The sequence below is a fragment of the Pseudomonas sp. Sample_23 genome (assembly GCF_004307595.1).
Classification (GTDB): Bacteria; Pseudomonadota; Gammaproteobacteria; order Pseudomonadales; family Pseudomonadaceae; genus Aquipseudomonas; species Aquipseudomonas atacamensis.
The window spans coordinates 31830-48125 of the sequence record NZ_RCNX01000026.1; the positions used below are offsets into that span (position 1 = coordinate 31830).

Here is a 16296-nt window from a genome sequence, read left to right on the forward strand (position 1 = left end):
GGCTTACGGACGATAGATGATCGCCGAGCCCCACGACAGACCGACACCAAAACCGCTCAGCGCAACGCGCTGCCAGTCAGAGTCGAGGACGTGTTTTTCCAACAGCAGCGGAATGCTCGACGACACGGTGTTGCCGGTCTCGACCATGTCCTTGATGAACTTCTCCGGTTCGCCTTCGAAGCGTCGCGCCACGGCGTCGACGATCGCCGCGCTGCCCTGGTGAATGCAGAATGCGTCGATGTCATCGGCCTTGAGATTGGAATCGTCGAGCAGCTCGTGCAAGTGCGCCGGGACTTTCAGCAGAGCGAAGTTGAAGACCTGACGACCATTCATGAAGAACACGCCGTTGCTGACTTTCAAATGCGGTGCGCCGGAACCGTCGGTGCCGAACTTGGCCTTGCCCAGCGCCCAGGTCGGGTTTTCGCCCATCCAGGTGGCGGTGGCGGCATCGCCGAACAGCATGGTGGTGTTGCGGTCTTCAGGGTCAACGATTTTCGAGTACGGGTCAGCAGTGATCAGCAGGCCGTTCTTCAGGCCGGCGGCTTCCATGAAGCCCTTGATCGCGTAGATGCCGTAGACGTAACCGGAGCAGCCCAAAGAGATATCGAACGCTGCGACATTGGTCGGCAGGCCGAGTTTGTCCTGGACGATTGCTGCGGTGTGCGGCAGGCCTTCTTCATCACCGTTCTGAGTGACGACAATCAACGCGTCGATCGATTCACGCTTCAGTTCAGGATTGCTGGCGAACAGCGCATTGGCCGCTTCCACGCACAGGTCGGAAGTTTCCTGCTCAGCGTCTTTGCGCGGCAGGAACGCCGAACCGATCTTGCCAAGGATGAACTCTTCATCCTTTTCGAATTTTGCACCTTGTGCGTAATTGTCCACGCCGGCTACAGGAACGTAGCTCGCAATGCTTTTTATGCCAATCATTACGGCTTCCCAATAAAAAACAGCCCAAAACCACCGCTCGCAAGGATTCGAGGGGCGCCGACAAACAGAAAACGGCCGCCACGACGGGCAGCCACGGGAAGCGCAAAGGGCTATCACTGGAACCGCAAAACGGGCCAGGCGCCATCTCCCCGGTCAATACAATACAGTGAAGATGCGCGTTATGACTCGCAGGTCACGCTATTTTGCCGAATCGATGGCAGATTGGCCTATTCGACCAGCGACCAATCCAGCGGCGTACCGCGCTTGATCGCGGTGCGCGCACGGCGTCCGAGGACGGCTTCGGTGTGCTTGGGCGGCAGACCGAGACCGGGACGAATGGCGCGCAGATTGTCGCCAGTAAAGGCTTCACCGGCGGCCATGTCAGCGGTGACATACAGCGAGCGGCGATAGACCAGCGACTTGCGCTCGGCCTCGGTCGGACCGTACTGAACACGCCCCATCGCCTGCCAGGCACGCTCGGTTTCGACGACCAGACTGGCCAGCTCCGCAGGCTCCAGGGAGAAACTCGCGTCCACGCCACCGGCGGAACGGTCGAGGGTGAAATGCTTCTCCACCACCGTCGCCCCCAATGCCACCGCTGCCACCGACACGCCAACGCCCATCGAATGATCTGACAGCCCCACCTCGCAACCAAACAGCTCGCGCAGATGCGGGATCGTGCGCACGTTGCTGTTGAGAGGCGTGGCCGGATAGGTGCTGGTGCACTTGAGCAACACCAGATCCTTGCACCCGGCCTCGCGTGCGGCACGCACGGTTTCATCCAGCTCAGCAATACTCGCCATGCCGGTGGAGATGATCAGCGGTTTGCCCGTAGCCGCCACACGGCGGATCAGCGGCAGATCGGTGTTTTCGAAACTGGCGATCTTGTACGCCGGCACTTCAAGGCTTTCGAGAAAATCCACCGCGCTGTCATCGAACGGCGTCGAGAACGCGAGCATCCCCAACTCCTTGGCCCGAGCAAAAATCGGCGCGTGCCACTCCCACGGTGTGTGGGCTTTTTCGTAGAGATCGTAGAGCGACGTGCCGGCCCACAGACTGCCCGGATCCTTGATGAAGAATTCGCCTTCAGCCAAATCCAGGGTCATGGTTTCGGCGGTGTAGGTTTGCAGCTTCAAGGCATGCGCCCCGGCCTTGGCCGCCGCCTCGACGATTTGCAGAGCGACGTCGAGAGACTGGTTATGGTTGCCGCTCATTTCGGCAATGATGAACGGCGGCGCATCGGCACCGATGGTGTGCTGGCCAATCTTGAAACTAGACATGCGGGTGATCCTTCAAAACACGGCTGAACGCACAGGTTTCCTGGATGAACCCGGCGTCGCGGAAGACTTTCAATGAAGACTGATTGGCCGGCATGACCCGCGCAGTGATGCGTGTCAATTGTGGCCAGTGCGCAGCGACAAACGCTTCGCCACGGCTGAGCACTGCCCTGCCCCAACCGAGGCCGAAACGCCCTTCCAGCAGATAGATCGACACTTCGGCTTCGAACCCGCGCAAGTCGTAACGCAGCACCCCGACCGGGCCGTCGTCCGCCTCGGCGATCAACAGCAACCGTTGCGGATTGCGCAGGGTCGCTGTCAGCCAGTTCAGATGCTGAGTCCAATCGATCACACCGGTTTCCAGCGACCAGCGCCGTACCGCTTCAGCATTGCGCCCATCGAACAGCAACTGCGCATCGTCCAGCGTCGCCGGGCGCAGTTTCAGCACCGCGCCGGCCAGCGCCGCCGCGACGCGTGCGGCACCGCGCCCGTCGACCAGTTGCCGCGAGCGCTCGGCGAGGCTGCGGCGTAGAAAATGATTGTTCACGACGAAGCCGACCGCATCACGCAACTGCTCGACGCTGACCTGCTCGCGAGCCCCCATGAACACATGCGCACCGGCAGCGGCCATGACTTCGCCGTTGGCCTGCTGATTGTTCGCCACGGCGATGCAGATGGTCGGCAAACCCAGCGCCGCGCGCTCCCAACTGGTGCCGCCGCCGGCGCCGATAAACAGATCCGCTTCAGTCATGCGCTGATGGAAATCGCTGACGAAACTGTGCAGGCGCCAGTTCGGTCGCGTCTCGGCCAACGCCTGCATCTGCGTCCACGCCGGGTTGTCGGCGCCAGCGACGAAATCCACCTGCAACTCAGTGAAATCAGCCAGCGCCAGCATCGCGTGGTGAGTCTGCCTCGCCGCGTCGAAACCGCCGAAATTCACCAGCACCCGGCGCGCCTTCGGTTTGATCTCGATGGCATCGCAGTTGAATTCTTCGCGCAACATGGCGTAGCGCGGGCCGAGCAAGGTGCGACAGCCTGGGGGCAGCAGCGGCGCGTAGTTTTCACTCAAGCCAGAGAGGTTCTGATTGAGCAGCAGATCGACGCTATAGCGCCGCGTGGCCAGATCATCCACGGCGGCGATTCGGTGCGCCCAGCGCCGGGCAGCGGTTTGCCAGTGATGATCGAGGCCGTAATGGTCGGCGATGATCCAGTCGAACGGTGCCTGCCCGTCCAGCAGCACGCCCAGTGCATCAATATCGAACTGCCACGGCAACATCGATTCGATAGCCTGCAGCGGGTCTTCATCGCGATAGCGCTCGGGCAGCGCGAAGGTCTCGAAGCCTTCGGCATTCAAGGCTTCGAGTCGATGCCCGGGCAAACGCCGACAGGCGAATGCGACATGACTGCCCTGCCCGCGCAGCACCCGCGCCAAGGTCAGGCAGCGGGCAATGTGGCCGCTGCCAATGGTTGGCGAGGCGTCGGCGCGGATCAGCACTCTCATTGCAGTTCTCCGCCGGCCTTGAGCGCGGCGTACAGGTATTCGGCGCGTTTCCAGTCCTCGGGGGTGTCGATGTCCTGGACCAGATGACGCGGCAGGATCACCGGCAGACTCGCTGGCGAGAACAGCGTCTCGCCGCGCAACCACGCTTCGCTGCGGCCCCAGTAAAACTGCCCGGCATCCTGAAATGCTTCGGGCAGATCCTGCGAACGGGTCGTGCGAAATTCGGGGTACAAAGACGTCAGCGCGCCCTCCTCGTCGAGGGTCAGTGCGCGCTGCACCGGGAAGCCGAAGCCGCACACCGAAAAGGCAAACGACTTGTGCGGATGCTGCTTGAGCAAATCCAGACCCTGACGCAGATAACGCGCCTGTAACAACGGCGCTGTCGCATACACGCAGCAGGCGTAATCGAACACCGGCAATCGCTGCAAGGCATGCACGATCACCGCAGCGGTGCCGGTGAAATCATCGGCCAGATCGGCCGGTCGCATGAACGGCACCTCGGCGCCATTTGCCCGCGCGACGTCGGCAATTTCCTCATCGTCAGTGCTGACCACCACGGCGCCGAACAGCCCTGACTCCAGCGCCGTGCGAATCGAGCGAACGATCATCGGCACGCCGTCGAACGGTTTGAGATTCTTGCGCGGGATGCGCTTGCTGCCACCACGGGCGGGGATGATCGCGACGCAGCTCACGGTGCCTTACTCCTCAAGCAGCAGCCGACGCAGTTGCTCGACCACCTGATCCTGTTGTGCCTCGCTGAGCAAAGGGAACAGCGGCAAGCTGATCGCCTCGGCGTAATAGCGCTCGGCCTCGGGGAAATCGCCCTCGGCAAAACCCAGCTCGCGATAGTACGGCTGCAGATGCACGGGAATGTAGTGCAGATTCACGCCGATACCGGCTGCGCGCAAACCTTCGAACACCTGGCGATGACTGAGGTTGCAGCGCTCGACCTGCACGCGCACCACGTAAAGGTGCCACGCCGATTCGGCCTCCGGTTGCGCGCTCGGCAAGGTCAGCGGCAGGTAGGCGAGGAGTTGATCGTAACGCGCGGCCAATTCGCGGCGACGCGCGACAAACTCATCCAGTTTGCCCAGTTGCGACAGGCCCAGCGCCGCTTGCAGATCGGTGATCCGGTAATTGAAACCCAGCTCGATCTGCTGGTAATACCACGCCCCGTGGCTCGGCTCGGTCATGTGCTCGGGATCGCGGGTCATGCCGTGGCTGCGCAGGCGTCGCAGACGTTCGGCCAGCACCGGGCGATTGGTCAGGACCATGCCGCCTTCGGCGCTGGTGATGATTTTCACCGGGTGAAAACTGAACACCGTCATTGCCGCAAATTCGCCGCAACCGACCGGGCGCCCGGCGTAGCTCGCGCCCACCGCGTGCGAGGCGTCTTCGATCACTGTGAAGTTGTAGCGCACCGCCAGATCGGCGATCTTGCGCATATCGCAGCTCTGCCCGGAGAACGCGACGGCGACGAGGACTTTGGGCAACGTGCCGTCGCGCTCGGCCTGTTCGAGCTTCGCTTCAAGGGCAAAGGCATCGAGGTTCCAGGTCAGCGGATCGATGTCGACGAAATCAACATCAGCGCCGCAATAACGCCCGCAATTGGCCGAAGCCAGAAACGTATTCGGCGAGGTCCACAAGCGATCGCCCGGCCCCAGGTCAGCGGCCAGACAAGCAATGTGCAGCGCCGCCGTGGCATTGCACACCGCCACGGAAAAATCGGCCTGGCAACGCGCGGCCATGGCCTGTTCGAAGCGTTCGATGGTCGGCCCCTGGGTCAGCCAGTCCGATTGCAGCACCTCGACCACCGCATCGATGTCCGCCTGATCGAGGCTCTGCCGACCGTAAGGAATCATACCGACAGCTTCGCGTGCAGATCGGCGATCTGCCCTACCGAAAGGAAATGCGGGTTGGTGTCCGAGCGATACTCGAAATCCTCGCCCACGACACGGCCACGTTCACCGAGTTTATCGACCGCGAAATCGACGTCGACGCTAGTAAAACGAATCGACGGCTGAATCGTGTAATGGTCTTCAAACTCAAGGGTCATGCGCGCATCGTCCAGCGGCACCATCAGCTCATGCAGCTTCTCGCCGGGACGAATGCCGACGTTCTTGTGTGGCAGATGCTCGGCCATGCCGCGCGCCAGATCGACGATGCGGATCGACGGGATCTTCGGCACGAACACTTCGCCGCCGTGCATGCGAGCGAAGCTATCGAGGACGAACTGCACGCCGTGGTCGAGAGTGATCCAGAACCGCGTCATGCGCTCGTCGGTGATCGGCAATTCTTGCGCGCCGTCAGCAATCAGCTTGCTGAAAAACGGCACTACAGAGCCGCGCGAACCGGCGACGTTGCCGTAGCGCACCACGGCGAAACGGGTCTGCTGCTCGCCGGCAATATTGTTGGCTGCGACGAACAATTTGTCCGAAAGCAACTTGGTCGCGCCGTACAGATTGATCGGGCTGGCCGCCTTGTCGGTGGACAGCGCGACGACTTTCTTTACGCCGTTATCGATCGCCGCAGCGATGATGTTTTCCGCGCCGTTGACGTTGGTGCGAATGCATTCGGTCGGGTTGTACTCCGCCGCCGGCACCTGCTTCAACGCGGCGGCATGCACGACGTAATCGATGCCGCGCATGGCCTGACGCAAGCGCTCGGCGTCACGCACGTCACCGATGAAATAACGCATGCACGGCGCGTTGAACGTCTGCTGCATCTCGTACTGTTTCAGCTCGTCGCGGGAGAACACCACTACGCGCTTGGGCTGGTATTGCTCCAGCAAGCGACGGATGAAATTGCGTCCGAACGAGCCGGTGCCGCCGGAGATGAAGATCGATTTACCGTTGAACATTTTGTCAATTCCGTCCCTGTCGCCAGGCTTAAGCGAGCAACTGTGCCCAGTCCAGTGAAGCATTGTCATCGAGCACGAAGCCTTTGCCCTTCAGGCTCAGGTTCGCGTTGTAGGCCTGATCCTGAACGAATGCCGCCGGCCATTTTTCGCGCAGGGCCAGCAGCGCTTGCGGGGCGTCAGGCATACCGCCCTGATGGATGACTTGCACCGCCGGAGTCCATACCGTCAGATAACCGGCCTGCCCGGCGCTCAGGCACAGATCGACATCGCTGAAGCCTTCGGCAAATGTGCTTTCGTCCAGACCGCCGAGCGCCTCGTACAGCTCTTTGCGGACCATCAGGCACACGCTTGATACCGCCGAGTAGTTTTGTTCCACCGCCAAGCGATGCAGGTAACCGTCGGCATCGTGCTCTTCACCAACGAAGGGCGAATCGACCCCGCCGTTCAGGCCCAGGATCAATCCCGCCTGGCTGATCTTGCGATCACGGTCGATCAGTTTCGGCCCGACCACGCCAACCTCTGGACGCAGAGCATGGTTGAGCAAAGAGTCGAGCCAGTTCGGATTGACCACTTCCGCATCGGCGGCGAGCAGCACCAGGTACTCGCCCCGCGCCTGACGACTGCCCGCGTTGAACAATCCTGCTTCGCTCAATGTCCGGTCAGTGCGCAGCACCTGCACTCTGGAGTGCTTGTAAGTGCCGAGCCAGTCATTGATCTCAGCCGTCTGATCCGCAGCGGTGGCGATCAGCACTTCATAGTGATGGTAACGGGTACGCAGCAGCACACCTTCGAGGCAACGTTGCAGCACCGCCAGATCGCTGCCCGCCGGAATAACGATCGATACCAGAGGCCGATCACTGTGGTGATAGTCGATCTGGTAAACCCCTGGAACCGCTGACGTCACTTTGGCCTTGTAGCCGCGATTGCCCAGATGGCGCAGCAGCGCCAGGCGCTCGTCAGCATTCTCGACCAGCTCTGGTGCCTGGCTGACCAATAGCGGCTCGTCGAGGTGAGCCAGGCTGTTGAGCCCATGTTCTTCGATAAGACGCAGCAGCACATCGAGCTCCAGTGCCTGATTGAAATCAGCGCGATAGCCGCCGATTTCAACCAGCGCATCGCGCCGTACCAGCCAGTGCCGCGCCATCAGCGTTGGCAGGCTCAGCAGTAGATCAAGGTTGAAGCCCGGCCGGAACACGTCGGTCAGGGCACCGTTTTCCTGACGCTGGATTTCGTCGGTGGATACCGCGCGGCAATCGCCGGCGTTCATCAACTCCAGGCTGGCGCGCAACAATCCGCTGGCAGTGAACTCATCACCGGCTTCAGCCAACAGCAGCCAGTCACACGGTGATTGACGAGCGCTTTGATTGAGCTTGTCGATCAGATTACCCGCGGTCACTCGGACAAAATGCAGGGTGTTCTGTGCCGTGGTCGCGGCGGGCGCTTCGCCGGTGGTGAACACGACAATGCGGAAGGCCTTGCACTGCCCTTCCAGCAAGCTGTCGAGAGACACCTGAAGCTTGTCGATGTCGTCGTCCAGATCCAGCAGAAAAATGCCGAACTGCGGCCCACCGCCATTCACCGCCAGATGTTGGCCGATTGCCTCGAGGTGAGCGCCGGGCGCACGTGCGGCCAGCCAGTTGAGCAGGCGACCGGACTGCATCTTGTCCATGACCGCATGATGGTCATCGACGGTCAACGCTTCGAGGCGCTCGATCCAGGCCTGCATCGCTTGCGCCTCTTCGGCTTGGCCCATCGAAGTCAGCTGAGCCGCCAGCCGCTTGATCACGGTGCGATTGAACGCATTGAGATCGTGAGCCTGCCACAAACGATCGAGAACGCTTTCCGGGGTGTCGTTGTTGCGTGCTTGCAGCAAGTGCGCCTGACGGGTCCAGACGCCCTCCAGGCCTTCAAGTTGGATGCGCCCCGCCGGCATGGCGTGCAGCATGAATTCGAACTGCGCCAGGCGGTCGAAAAACGCCTCGTTGTAAAACGGCATCTCCACGTACTGCAAAGGCCCGAAACGGCGATCCGGGTACTTGAGCTCCTGATTCCAGGTGGACTGGATGATCAGTTCCGCGGTCAGCGCTCGATTCGATTGCAGGCTGTCGACCATTGCCTCGAAGCTTTGCAGGGCAAGCGCTTTGCCCTGCTCGGCGTCCAGCCCTTTGATCTGGGTTGGCAGCGCGGCAAGGAACTCGGCAAAGGCTTCACGCTCGGCGACCGATTTGGCATCGACGTAGGTCAGCGAGTGATACACCTCCGTGCTGTGCTCGGAGGCACCGTAGTTGATCTCCCGAACCACATAAGGGATCGGCAGAATCCGTGCTTTGGCACTGGCCAGCAGGAAATAGACATGGCCGATTTCCTGCCACTGGAAGCTGGTGCCGGGTGGCAATGCCGAGTGCCAGGTCTTCATCAGATCAGTACGGGTCACCGCATAGAACGGCGGGATGTACTGGCTCATGTAATCGATGACCCGCTCCTGAGCCTGTTCGGAGCAGTAGTCTTCCTGGACTTTTTTGTCGCGGCGGTAGTAGCTGACGCCACCGGCCAGCGTCAGGTACATCAGGCAATAGCCGTGGCACATGCCGTAATCCGGATTGTCCTGCAGGAAACCCACGGATTCGGCCAATGAATCATGCAGGATGAAGTCGTCATCGGCCGCCAGCACCATGTACGGCGTGGTCAGTTGCTCGACACCATAGGCCAGTTTGGCCTGCATCCCCCAGTACGCGAATTGCGGCACATGATGGTAATCGACGGCGGAAAAATCGCCTTCCGGACGTTCCGGCGAGGAGTCGAGCACCATGATCTTGCAGGGCAAGTCGCTGTAATACTTCACAGCCCGACGCAGGAACGCCGGTCGGTTGTGGGTAATCAGCACCACCGTCAACAGCTCATCAAGCGGTAGCGTCAGTTCAGAACTGTACTTGCCTTGCATAACTTCTCTCCACAACCGGCGACTCGCCGAAACAACTCTGGGTAAATGTTGCGAATTAACGAACGCGACGCAGGTAGCCGTCCGGCGCCACGGTGATCAGCAGTTTGTTCTGCAATTGCTGGTCGATTTCGAAGTCCTGGTTCTCTTCCAGGTACTTCCACACGGCGGTTTTCGGGTTGTCGCCCGGGCCCCATGGACGATCCGGGAAGAAATCGGCCGGCATGTCTTCAACCACGGTGTCCATGACCACGCAATAGCTGTCGACCGACACCAGCGGCGCGTAGAGGCGCAGCTCTTCGAGCACGTGATCGTGGGTGTGGTTGGAGTCGAGGACCAGAATGACTTTCTTGCCTTTGGCGGCGGCCTGCACCTGAGCGGCAATGGCCGGGTCAATGCTCGAACCTTCGATCATTTTGATGCGCTTGGCCATCGGATGGCTTTCGATGGCTTCACGGTTGTGCGGGCGAATATCGAGGTCGATACCCAGCACTTCGCCGTGACCTTGCAGCTCGAGCAGCGAGGCGTAGTAGATGATCGAACCGCCGTGGGCAATGCCGCACTCGATAACCAGGTCCGGCTTGACCTGCCAGATGATCTCCTGCATGGCCATCATGTCTTGCGGCAGCTGGATGATCGGGCGGCCCATCCACGAGAAGTGGTAGCTGTATTTGTGCTTGGCCGATTCGTTGAAGAAATCGCGGGCCAGGCCGGTCAGTTTGGGGTCGTCACCTTGCTGGGCGATCTGCTCGCGGCACTCGGCTTCGAAGGCTTGGTTGATGCTGTTGTCGGTCATGTTGGTCATCTCAAGGGTCACTGAAACGAAGCGCTGTCGACGGCGTGATAGACGTAGCGTCCACCGGTCATCCGCTTGATCTCTTCGAGGTAATTGGAATTCATCACAAACAGGTGCGCGCCTTCCGGCAGCGCATCCATAGCCTCTTGCGGCGAGGACACGCGCGCGCCGCTCAGCGGCAGATAACGCCCCTGCTTGGCCGGGTTGATATCGACTACGCGATCGACCGCAACGCCGGCGCGTTGCAGGTACAGCGAATAGATCACGCCTTTGGACGAGGCACCCCAGATCGCCGAACCCTGCGCAGGCGCCGAGCGGATGATCTGCACAGCGCGGTCGAGACTGGCGCTGAAATCTTCAGGCAGAGTCAGGCGCGGCACCGGTTGTTCGGGTATCAGGCGCAACGTCGACAGATCAGCGACGATGTACAGATATTGGCCGCCGAACAGATGCCCGGCCTCGTGCACCGTGCCGAACATCCGGCGCAGGTCATCGAGACGGAAATAATTGACGTGTTCGTAGAACAGGTCGAACCAGGCCTTGTGCTCAAGGATCCAGTCCAGGCATGGCACTTCGATGTAGATCTGCCCGCCCTGATTGGCTTCGGCGATCACGGCCAGAAAGCTCACCGGGTCTTCGATGTGCTCCAGCACATGACGCAGCACAATGGCGTCTGCCGCCAGGCCGAGGCCGCGCGTGAACGGCGCCTTGATCACCTCGGGATTGTCGCCTTCATAAGCCGGGTCGATACCGGTGATCGAATAGCCGAGGCCTTTGAGCAACTCGAGAAAGTAGCCCTTGCCGCAGCCGACTTCGATCAGTTCCTGGCCCTTGAAGTGCTTGGCGATGATGCCTTCGACGTCACTTAAATGCTTCTGGAACTGACCGGAGTGCGCCTGCTCGTTCTGATAGTCGGCGTCATAACTGAGCTTGTCGGCATCGAACGCGGCGTTGAAAACCAGACCGCTGCGCTCGTCCTGAACCAGCAGCATGTCGGCGCTGGCCGAGGCCCGCGCCGATTCGGCATCGGCGAAAGTGCGGTTCTGCAATACCGGCAGGCCGGTGGCCCGGTACAACTCGTGCCTCATGGCGACTCTCCCAATAACTGTTGCAAGCGCTCGGTGACGGCCCAGAACGCCAGCGGTTCGTGGGTCGGATACGGGTAATGGCCGAGGTTCAGAGCCAGTGTTGCGCCACGCTCATGCAAGCGCTGTTCGACCAGCGCACGCACCGACACCGGATGGCCGCTGGCGCAGTTGATCACGCCGTCGAAATCGCGCTGATGGAGGATCGCGGCGAGATGACTTGCGGCGGTTTCAATCGCGAGGAAATCGCGCAACTGCTCACCGGCCGACATGTTGAACGACGCCTCGCCAGCATCGATTGCCCGGTCCAGCGCAGCCAACAGGCTGTTGGGGTTCTGCCCTTCGCCGTGCAAATAGAACAAGCGCGCCCATTGCAGGGTGAACGGTTGCTCCTGCTGCAAACTCTGCAGAAACAGGTGCAGCGTATGTTTGGCCAGACCGTAGGGATTGCTCGGCCGTGGCTCGGTTGACTCGCTGAGCGGACCGCTCTGCATGCCGTATTCGAAGCAAGTGCCGGCCACCAGCACCTGCGACACGCCCGCCTCTACCGCGCTTTTGATAAAGCGGTAATCGGCCATCAGGTTGTGCTCGAAATGAAACAGCGCCCGATAGTTCGGCAACCCCGGCCAGGCCAGATGCGCCAGCGCGTCGATGCCTTCGGTCAGCGCGACGACATTCAGTTCGGCAGCGTGAATGTCTGCCGCGACGAATTCGACGTGGTTGATCCATGGCATGCCCTGCGCCGGTTCTGCGTTGCGCGCCACCGCACGGACTTCGCAGCCGCGCGCAAGCAATGCAGCAACCAGATGCCGACCGACAAAGCCTGTGGCGCCAGTGACCAGAACTTTCACAGCACTTTCAACTCAGGCACGGCGATGACGAAGCGCCCGTCCCACTGACGCACCTGCGCCAGTTGCTGACTGACTTCGTGCAGCAGGTTCCACGGCAGCACCAGCACGTAGTCCGGTTTCTCAATGTCGATCTGCGCTGGCGCAACAATCGGGATGCGACTGCCCGGCAAGAACTTGCCCTGTTTGTGCGGGTTGGCATCCGCGACCCAAGCGAGCAAGTCCGGCTTGACCCCGGCGTAATTGAGCAAGGTATTGCCCTTGGCTGCCGCGCCGTATCCGACCACACGTTTACCGTCGGCCTTGGCCTGCAACAGGAAGCGCAGCAGGTCATGTTTGATGCGTTCGGCAGCAGGCGCGAGGGTCGCGTAGTACTCGGCGGTTTTCACCCCGGCATCGAGTTCGGCCTGCAGTTGTTGCTGAACTGCCGGGAGAACAGTGCGGCGCTGGCCGTCCTTGCGCTGAACGAATACGCGCAGCGAGCCGCCGTGAGTGCTCAACTGGCTGACGTCGAACACTTCCAGGCCGTTGCGCTCGCACAGGGTCTGCACGGCGGTCAGCGACAGGTAGGAATAATGTTCGTGATACAGCGTGTCGAACTGCGCGCCGGCCATCAGCGTCAGCAGTTGCGGAAACTCGAAGGTGGCGACGCCGGTCGGCTTGAGCAACGTCGCGAAGCCGGCGAGGAAATCATTGATGTCCGGCACATGCGCGAGCACGTTGTTGGCCGCCATCAGGTCGGCGCTCCAGCCTTCGCTGCGCAATTGCGTGGCGGTGTCGCGGCCGAAGAACAGCTCACGAATCTCCAGGCCTTTTTCCCGTGCAGCCTGTGCGGTGCTGCGGGTCGGCTCGACGCCCAGGCACGGGATGCCGCGCGCGGCGACGTATTGCAGCAGGTACCCGTCATTGGCGGCGACCTCGACCACACGGCTGTCGGCACTCAGCCCGAAGCGCTCGCTCATCTCGGCGACATAGCGCTCGGCGTGATTCAGCCAAGTACTGGAGAACGAACTGAAGTAGGCGTACTCGGCATCAAACAGGCTGTCGGCACTGGTGTAATCCTCGGTCTGCACCAGCCAGCATTGCTCGCACACGGCGACTTTCAGCGGGACCCATTGCTCGGCCTGCTCCAGGCGATCGGCATGCACGTAGGCGTTGGACGGCGGCGAAGTGCCGAGGTCGATCAACGGCAGACTCAGCGGTGCAGCGCACCCACGGCAATTCATAGACGCACTCCAGCAAAGTGTTGATCAAGCGCGGGATGGCTGGAATCGCGCGCTGACAAATTATTGACAGGCAACGGCCAGGCAATCGCCAGCCGAGGATCGTTCACCGACAAGCCGCCCTCGTGCTCCGGTGCGTAATCGGCGCTGTGCAGATAGAGCAATTCGGCGTCGTCGGTGAGCGTCTGAAAGCCATGAGCGAAACCGCCCGGAATCAACAGGCTGCGGCCATCGCCCGCCTTCAAGTGCTCGGCGTGCCAGTGCAAAAACGTCTCCGAGTCCGGGCGCAGATCCACCGCCACATCCCAGACCTCACCGCGCAGGCACGTGATCAGTTTGGCTTCCGGGGCGTTGGCATTCTGATAATGCAGGCCACGCACACTGCCCTTCTCGCGGGTGCAGGAATGGTTGATCTGGCGGATATGAAATTCATTGCCGAACGCACTCAGGCTGCCCTCGCAGAACAACCGGGCGAAGTGCCCGCGCTGGTCTTCGAAACGTTTATGCTGAACGCTGAACAGGCCGGCCAATGGCAACGCTTGCAGGGAAAACTCGCTCACAGCGCGCCTCGGTACAGATTCAATTGGCCCAGAGTTACGGCGCGCATATCATCGCCGTTCTGCCACGCCAAGTGCCAATCGAGGGTCTGCGCCAGGCACGCCTGCAACGACCAGCGCGGCTGCCAGCCGAGCACCTGCCGCGCACGACTGCTGTCCAGACGCAGCAGACCGGCTTCGTGCAATTCACTCGGCTCGATGCGCAAACCACGGGCCTGCGGCCAACGGTTGGCGAGCAGTTCAACCACTTCACCGACGCTGCACATGTCAGCCTCACCGGGACCGAAGTTCCACGCACCGGCGTATTCCGGGCCGTACTCGTAGAGAGCAGCAGCCAGTTGCAGATATCCGGCCAGCGGTTCCAGCGCGTGCTGCCACGGACGCACGGCTTGCGGGTAACGCAGGGTCACTGGCTCGTCGGCGGTCCATGCTTTCAATACGTCGGGAATCAGTCGCTCCGGCGCAAAATCACCACCGCCCAGTACATTGCCAGCGCGTGCGGTAGCCAAGGCCAGACCGTGTTCGGCATGTTTGTCCGCCGGGAAGAACGACGCCGCGTACGACTGCGCGAGCAATTCGCAGCAGGCCTTGCTGCTGCTGTAAGGATCGTGTCCACCAAGGGCTTCGTCTTCGCGGTATGGCCACAGCCATTCCTTGTTGGCGTAGACCTTGTCAGTGGTCACCAGCACGCAGGCCCGCACGCCGCCGACCTGACGAATCGCTTCGAGCAGATTCAGCGTACCCATGACGTTGCTGGAATAGGTGCCAAGCGGATCGCGATAGCCCTCGCGCACCAGAGGCTGGGCCGCCAGATGCAGGACGATTTCCGGCTCGGTCTCGGCGATGATTTCCAGCAAGGCACCGAGGTCACGCAGATCGCCGCGTTGATCATTGATGCCTTCGCGCACGCGCGCCAGTTCGAACAGGCTCGGCTCGGTCGACGGATCCAGAGAAAAACCGCTGACCTGCGCACCAAGGCTTTGCAGCCACAGGGTCAGCCAACTGCCTTTGAATCCAGTGTGTCCGGTGACGAGAACGCGTTTGCCACGCCAGAAATCCGCACTCAGGCCCATTGCTTCCATGGGGCCTCCCCGCTCTGCCACAGCGCTTCGAGATGGTTCTTGTCACGCAGGGTGTCCATCGGATGCCAGAAGCCTTCATGCTCGAAGGCCTTCAGTTGTTCGTCCTGAGCCAGACGGGCCAACGGCTCGGCTTCCCAAGTGGTGCTGTCATCGCTGATGTAGGGCAGCACTTTTGGCGACAGCACGAAGAAACCGCCATTGATCCAGCCACCGTCACCACGGGGTTTTTCAGTGAAACCCAGCACCTGGTCACCTTGGCGTTCAAGCGCGCCGTACCGACCTGGCGGCTGCACCGCAGTGACGGTCGCCAGGCGGCCGTGAGCCTTGTGATAGTCGACCAGCTCAGCAATATTGATGTCGGAAACGCCATCGCCATAGGTGAAGCAGAACGCCTCTTCATCCTTGAGATAACGCGCGGCACGCAACAGGCGGCCACCGGTCATGGTTTCCTCGCCGGTGTCGATGAGGGTCACACTCCACGGCTCGCTGTAATTCTGATGGACGTCCATGCGGTTGTTGCGCATGTCGAAAGTGACGTCGGATGTATGCAGGAAGTAGTTGGCGAAGAAGTCCTTGATCGCGTAGCCCTTGTAGCCCAGGCAAATGACGAAGTCGTGGATCCCGTGGGCGGAATACTGCTTCATGATGTGCCAGAGAATTGGCTTGCCGCCGATCTCGATCATCGGCTTGGGCTTGAGGTGCGACTCTTCACTGATGCGCGTGCCGAGGCCACCCGCCAAAATTACTGCCTTCATCGTCTCCCCTCTCGTACGTCACCGGGCTGCGCACTGCTTTTTGAGCGTTGCAGGCCTTCTGGCTAAACCTTCTGCCGCTACGGGCGCAGGAGGAAACACCGCGAGCGCTCGTTTTATGGCGATTTGCGGGGCACTTGCAGGAAACGCGCCAGCTCAGACTCGGGTTTTCGGAAATGGCTGATAGAGGCGTCGGTGGAAGTGGTAACAGAATGACGGACGGGCTGAGGGCGTGGAGGGGCAAGAGATCAAGAGCCAAAGCAAAAGATCGTCCGATCACGGCCCAAGCCTTCGCCAGTTCCTACAGTTGGATCGCGTGCATCCAGCAAGAAATGGGTCGGCTGTCAGACCGCCTTCGCGAGCAGGCTCGCTCCCACAGAACAGCAAGAGCAAGAGCAAGAGCAAGAGCAAGAGCAAGAGCAAGAGCAAGAGCAAGAGCAAGAGCAA

14 protein-coding genes are annotated in these 16296 nt (G+C 61.0%); all 14 read right to left on the reverse strand.

What is annotated here, in order from left to right; genetic code table 11:
• Window positions 1–3: 3 nt before the first annotated feature.
• Entirely contained in the window at window positions 4–930 is a 927-nt protein-coding gene (locus D8U82_RS05580; RefSeq protein WP_016771093.1) for a ketoacyl-ACP synthase III, read from the reverse strand.
• Between the two features lie 227 nt (window positions 931–1157).
• A complete protein-coding gene (gene pseI / locus D8U82_RS05585; protein WP_071171429.1) occupies window positions 1158–2210 on the reverse strand; it encodes a pseudaminic acid synthase in 1053 nt (350 codons plus the stop codon).
• Complete coding sequence (gene pseG / locus D8U82_RS05590) at window positions 2203–3708, reverse strand: UDP-2,4-diacetamido-2,4,6-trideoxy-beta-L-altropyranose hydrolase (protein WP_130901808.1); 1506 nt, start codon at window positions 3706–3708, stop codon at window positions 2203–2205. Before pseG ends, pseI begins: the two co-directional genes overlap by 8 nt.
• Entirely contained in the window at window positions 3705–4400 is a 696-nt protein-coding gene (gene pseF / locus D8U82_RS05595; protein WP_130901809.1) for a pseudaminic acid cytidylyltransferase, read from the reverse strand. Before pseF ends, pseG begins: the two co-directional genes overlap by 4 nt.
• A 6-nt stretch (window positions 4401–4406) precedes the next feature.
• Window positions 4407–5570, reverse strand: coding sequence for a UDP-4-amino-4,6-dideoxy-N-acetyl-beta-L-altrosamine transaminase (pseC, locus tag D8U82_RS05600; protein ID WP_130901810.1), 1164 nt, complete (start codon window positions 5568–5570; stop codon window positions 4407–4409).
• On the reverse strand, window positions 5567–6568 hold the full coding sequence (gene pseB / locus D8U82_RS05605; protein ID WP_130901811.1) for a UDP-N-acetylglucosamine 4,6-dehydratase (inverting): 1002 nt from the start codon (window positions 6566–6568) through the stop codon (window positions 5567–5569). The genes pseC and pseB overlap by 4 nt, the downstream gene beginning before the upstream one ends.
• Window positions 6569–6596: 28 nt before the next feature.
• Complete coding sequence (locus D8U82_RS05610) at window positions 6597–9509, reverse strand: TIGR00180 family glycosyltransferase (RefSeq protein ID WP_130901812.1); 2913 nt, start codon at window positions 9507–9509, stop codon at window positions 6597–6599.
• A gap of 55 nt (window positions 9510–9564) precedes the next feature.
• Window positions 9565–10302, reverse strand: coding sequence for a cephalosporin hydroxylase family protein (locus tag D8U82_RS05615; RefSeq protein WP_038860482.1), 738 nt, complete (start codon window positions 10300–10302; stop codon window positions 9565–9567).
• Between the two features lie 17 nt (window positions 10303–10319).
• Complete coding sequence (locus D8U82_RS05620; RefSeq protein WP_130901813.1) at window positions 10320–11390, reverse strand: class I SAM-dependent methyltransferase; 1071 nt, start codon at window positions 11388–11390, stop codon at window positions 10320–10322.
• Window positions 11387–12238, reverse strand: coding sequence for an NAD(P)-dependent oxidoreductase (locus tag D8U82_RS05625; protein ID WP_130901814.1), 852 nt, complete (start codon window positions 12236–12238; stop codon window positions 11387–11389). The genes D8U82_RS05620 and D8U82_RS05625 overlap by 4 nt, the downstream gene beginning before the upstream one ends.
• Complete coding sequence (locus D8U82_RS05630) at window positions 12235–13461, reverse strand: class I SAM-dependent methyltransferase (protein WP_130901815.1); 1227 nt, start codon at window positions 13459–13461, stop codon at window positions 12235–12237. Before D8U82_RS05630 ends, D8U82_RS05625 begins: the two co-directional genes overlap by 4 nt.
• Window positions 13458–14018, reverse strand: coding sequence for a dTDP-4-dehydrorhamnose 3,5-epimerase (gene rfbC, locus D8U82_RS05635; protein ID WP_016771103.1), 561 nt, complete (start codon window positions 14016–14018; stop codon window positions 13458–13460). The genes D8U82_RS05630 and rfbC overlap by 4 nt, the downstream gene beginning before the upstream one ends.
• Complete coding sequence (rfbG, locus tag D8U82_RS05640) at window positions 14015–15097, reverse strand: CDP-glucose 4,6-dehydratase (protein WP_130901816.1); 1083 nt, start codon at window positions 15095–15097, stop codon at window positions 14015–14017. The genes rfbC and rfbG overlap by 4 nt, the downstream gene beginning before the upstream one ends.
• Window positions 15079–15852: a glucose-1-phosphate cytidylyltransferase gene (rfbF, locus tag D8U82_RS05645; RefSeq protein WP_041478997.1), complete on the reverse strand. Its 774-nt coding sequence runs from the start codon at window positions 15850–15852 to the stop codon at window positions 15079–15081. Before rfbF ends, rfbG begins: the two co-directional genes overlap by 19 nt.
• Window positions 15853–16296: the final 444 nt, after the last annotated feature.

What these genes read in the sequence shown, in the direction of transcription:
- D8U82_RS05580 (WP_016771093.1), bottom strand. Translation starts at nt 930, where the DNA reads ATGATTGGCATAAAAAGCATTGCGAGCTACGTTCCTGTAGCCGGCGTG.
- pseC (WP_130901810.1), bottom strand. Translation starts at nt 5,570, where the DNA reads ATGATTCCTTACGGTCGGCAGAGCCTCGATCAGGCGGACATCGATGCG.
- pseG (WP_130901808.1), bottom strand. Translation starts at nt 3,708, where the DNA reads ATGAGAGTGCTGATCCGCGCCGACGCCTCGCCAACCATTGGCAGCGGC.
- pseI (WP_071171429.1), bottom strand. Translation starts at nt 2,210, where the DNA reads ATGTCTAGTTTCAAGATTGGCCAGCACACCATCGGTGCCGATGCGCCG.
- pseB (WP_130901811.1), bottom strand. Translation starts at nt 6,568, where the DNA reads ATGTTCAACGGTAAATCGATCTTCATCTCCGGCGGCACCGGCTCGTTC.
- rfbG (WP_130901816.1), bottom strand. Translation starts at nt 15,097, where the DNA reads ATGGAAGCAATGGGCCTGAGTGCGGATTTCTGGCGTGGCAAACGCGTT.
- rfbF (WP_041478997.1), bottom strand. Translation starts at nt 15,852, where the DNA reads ATGAAGGCAGTAATTTTGGCGGGTGGCCTCGGCACGCGCATCAGTGAA.
- D8U82_RS05630 (WP_130901815.1), bottom strand. Translation starts at nt 13,461, where the DNA reads ATGAATTGCCGTGGGTGCGCTGCACCGCTGAGTCTGCCGTTGATCGAC.
- D8U82_RS05610 (WP_130901812.1), bottom strand. Translation starts at nt 9,509, where the DNA reads ATGCAAGGCAAGTACAGTTCTGAACTGACGCTACCGCTTGATGAGCTG.
- D8U82_RS05615 (WP_038860482.1), bottom strand. Translation starts at nt 10,302, where the DNA reads ATGACCGACAACAGCATCAACCAAGCCTTCGAAGCCGAGTGCCGCGAG.
- D8U82_RS05620 (WP_130901813.1), bottom strand. Translation starts at nt 11,390, where the DNA reads ATGAGGCACGAGTTGTACCGGGCCACCGGCCTGCCGGTATTGCAGAAC.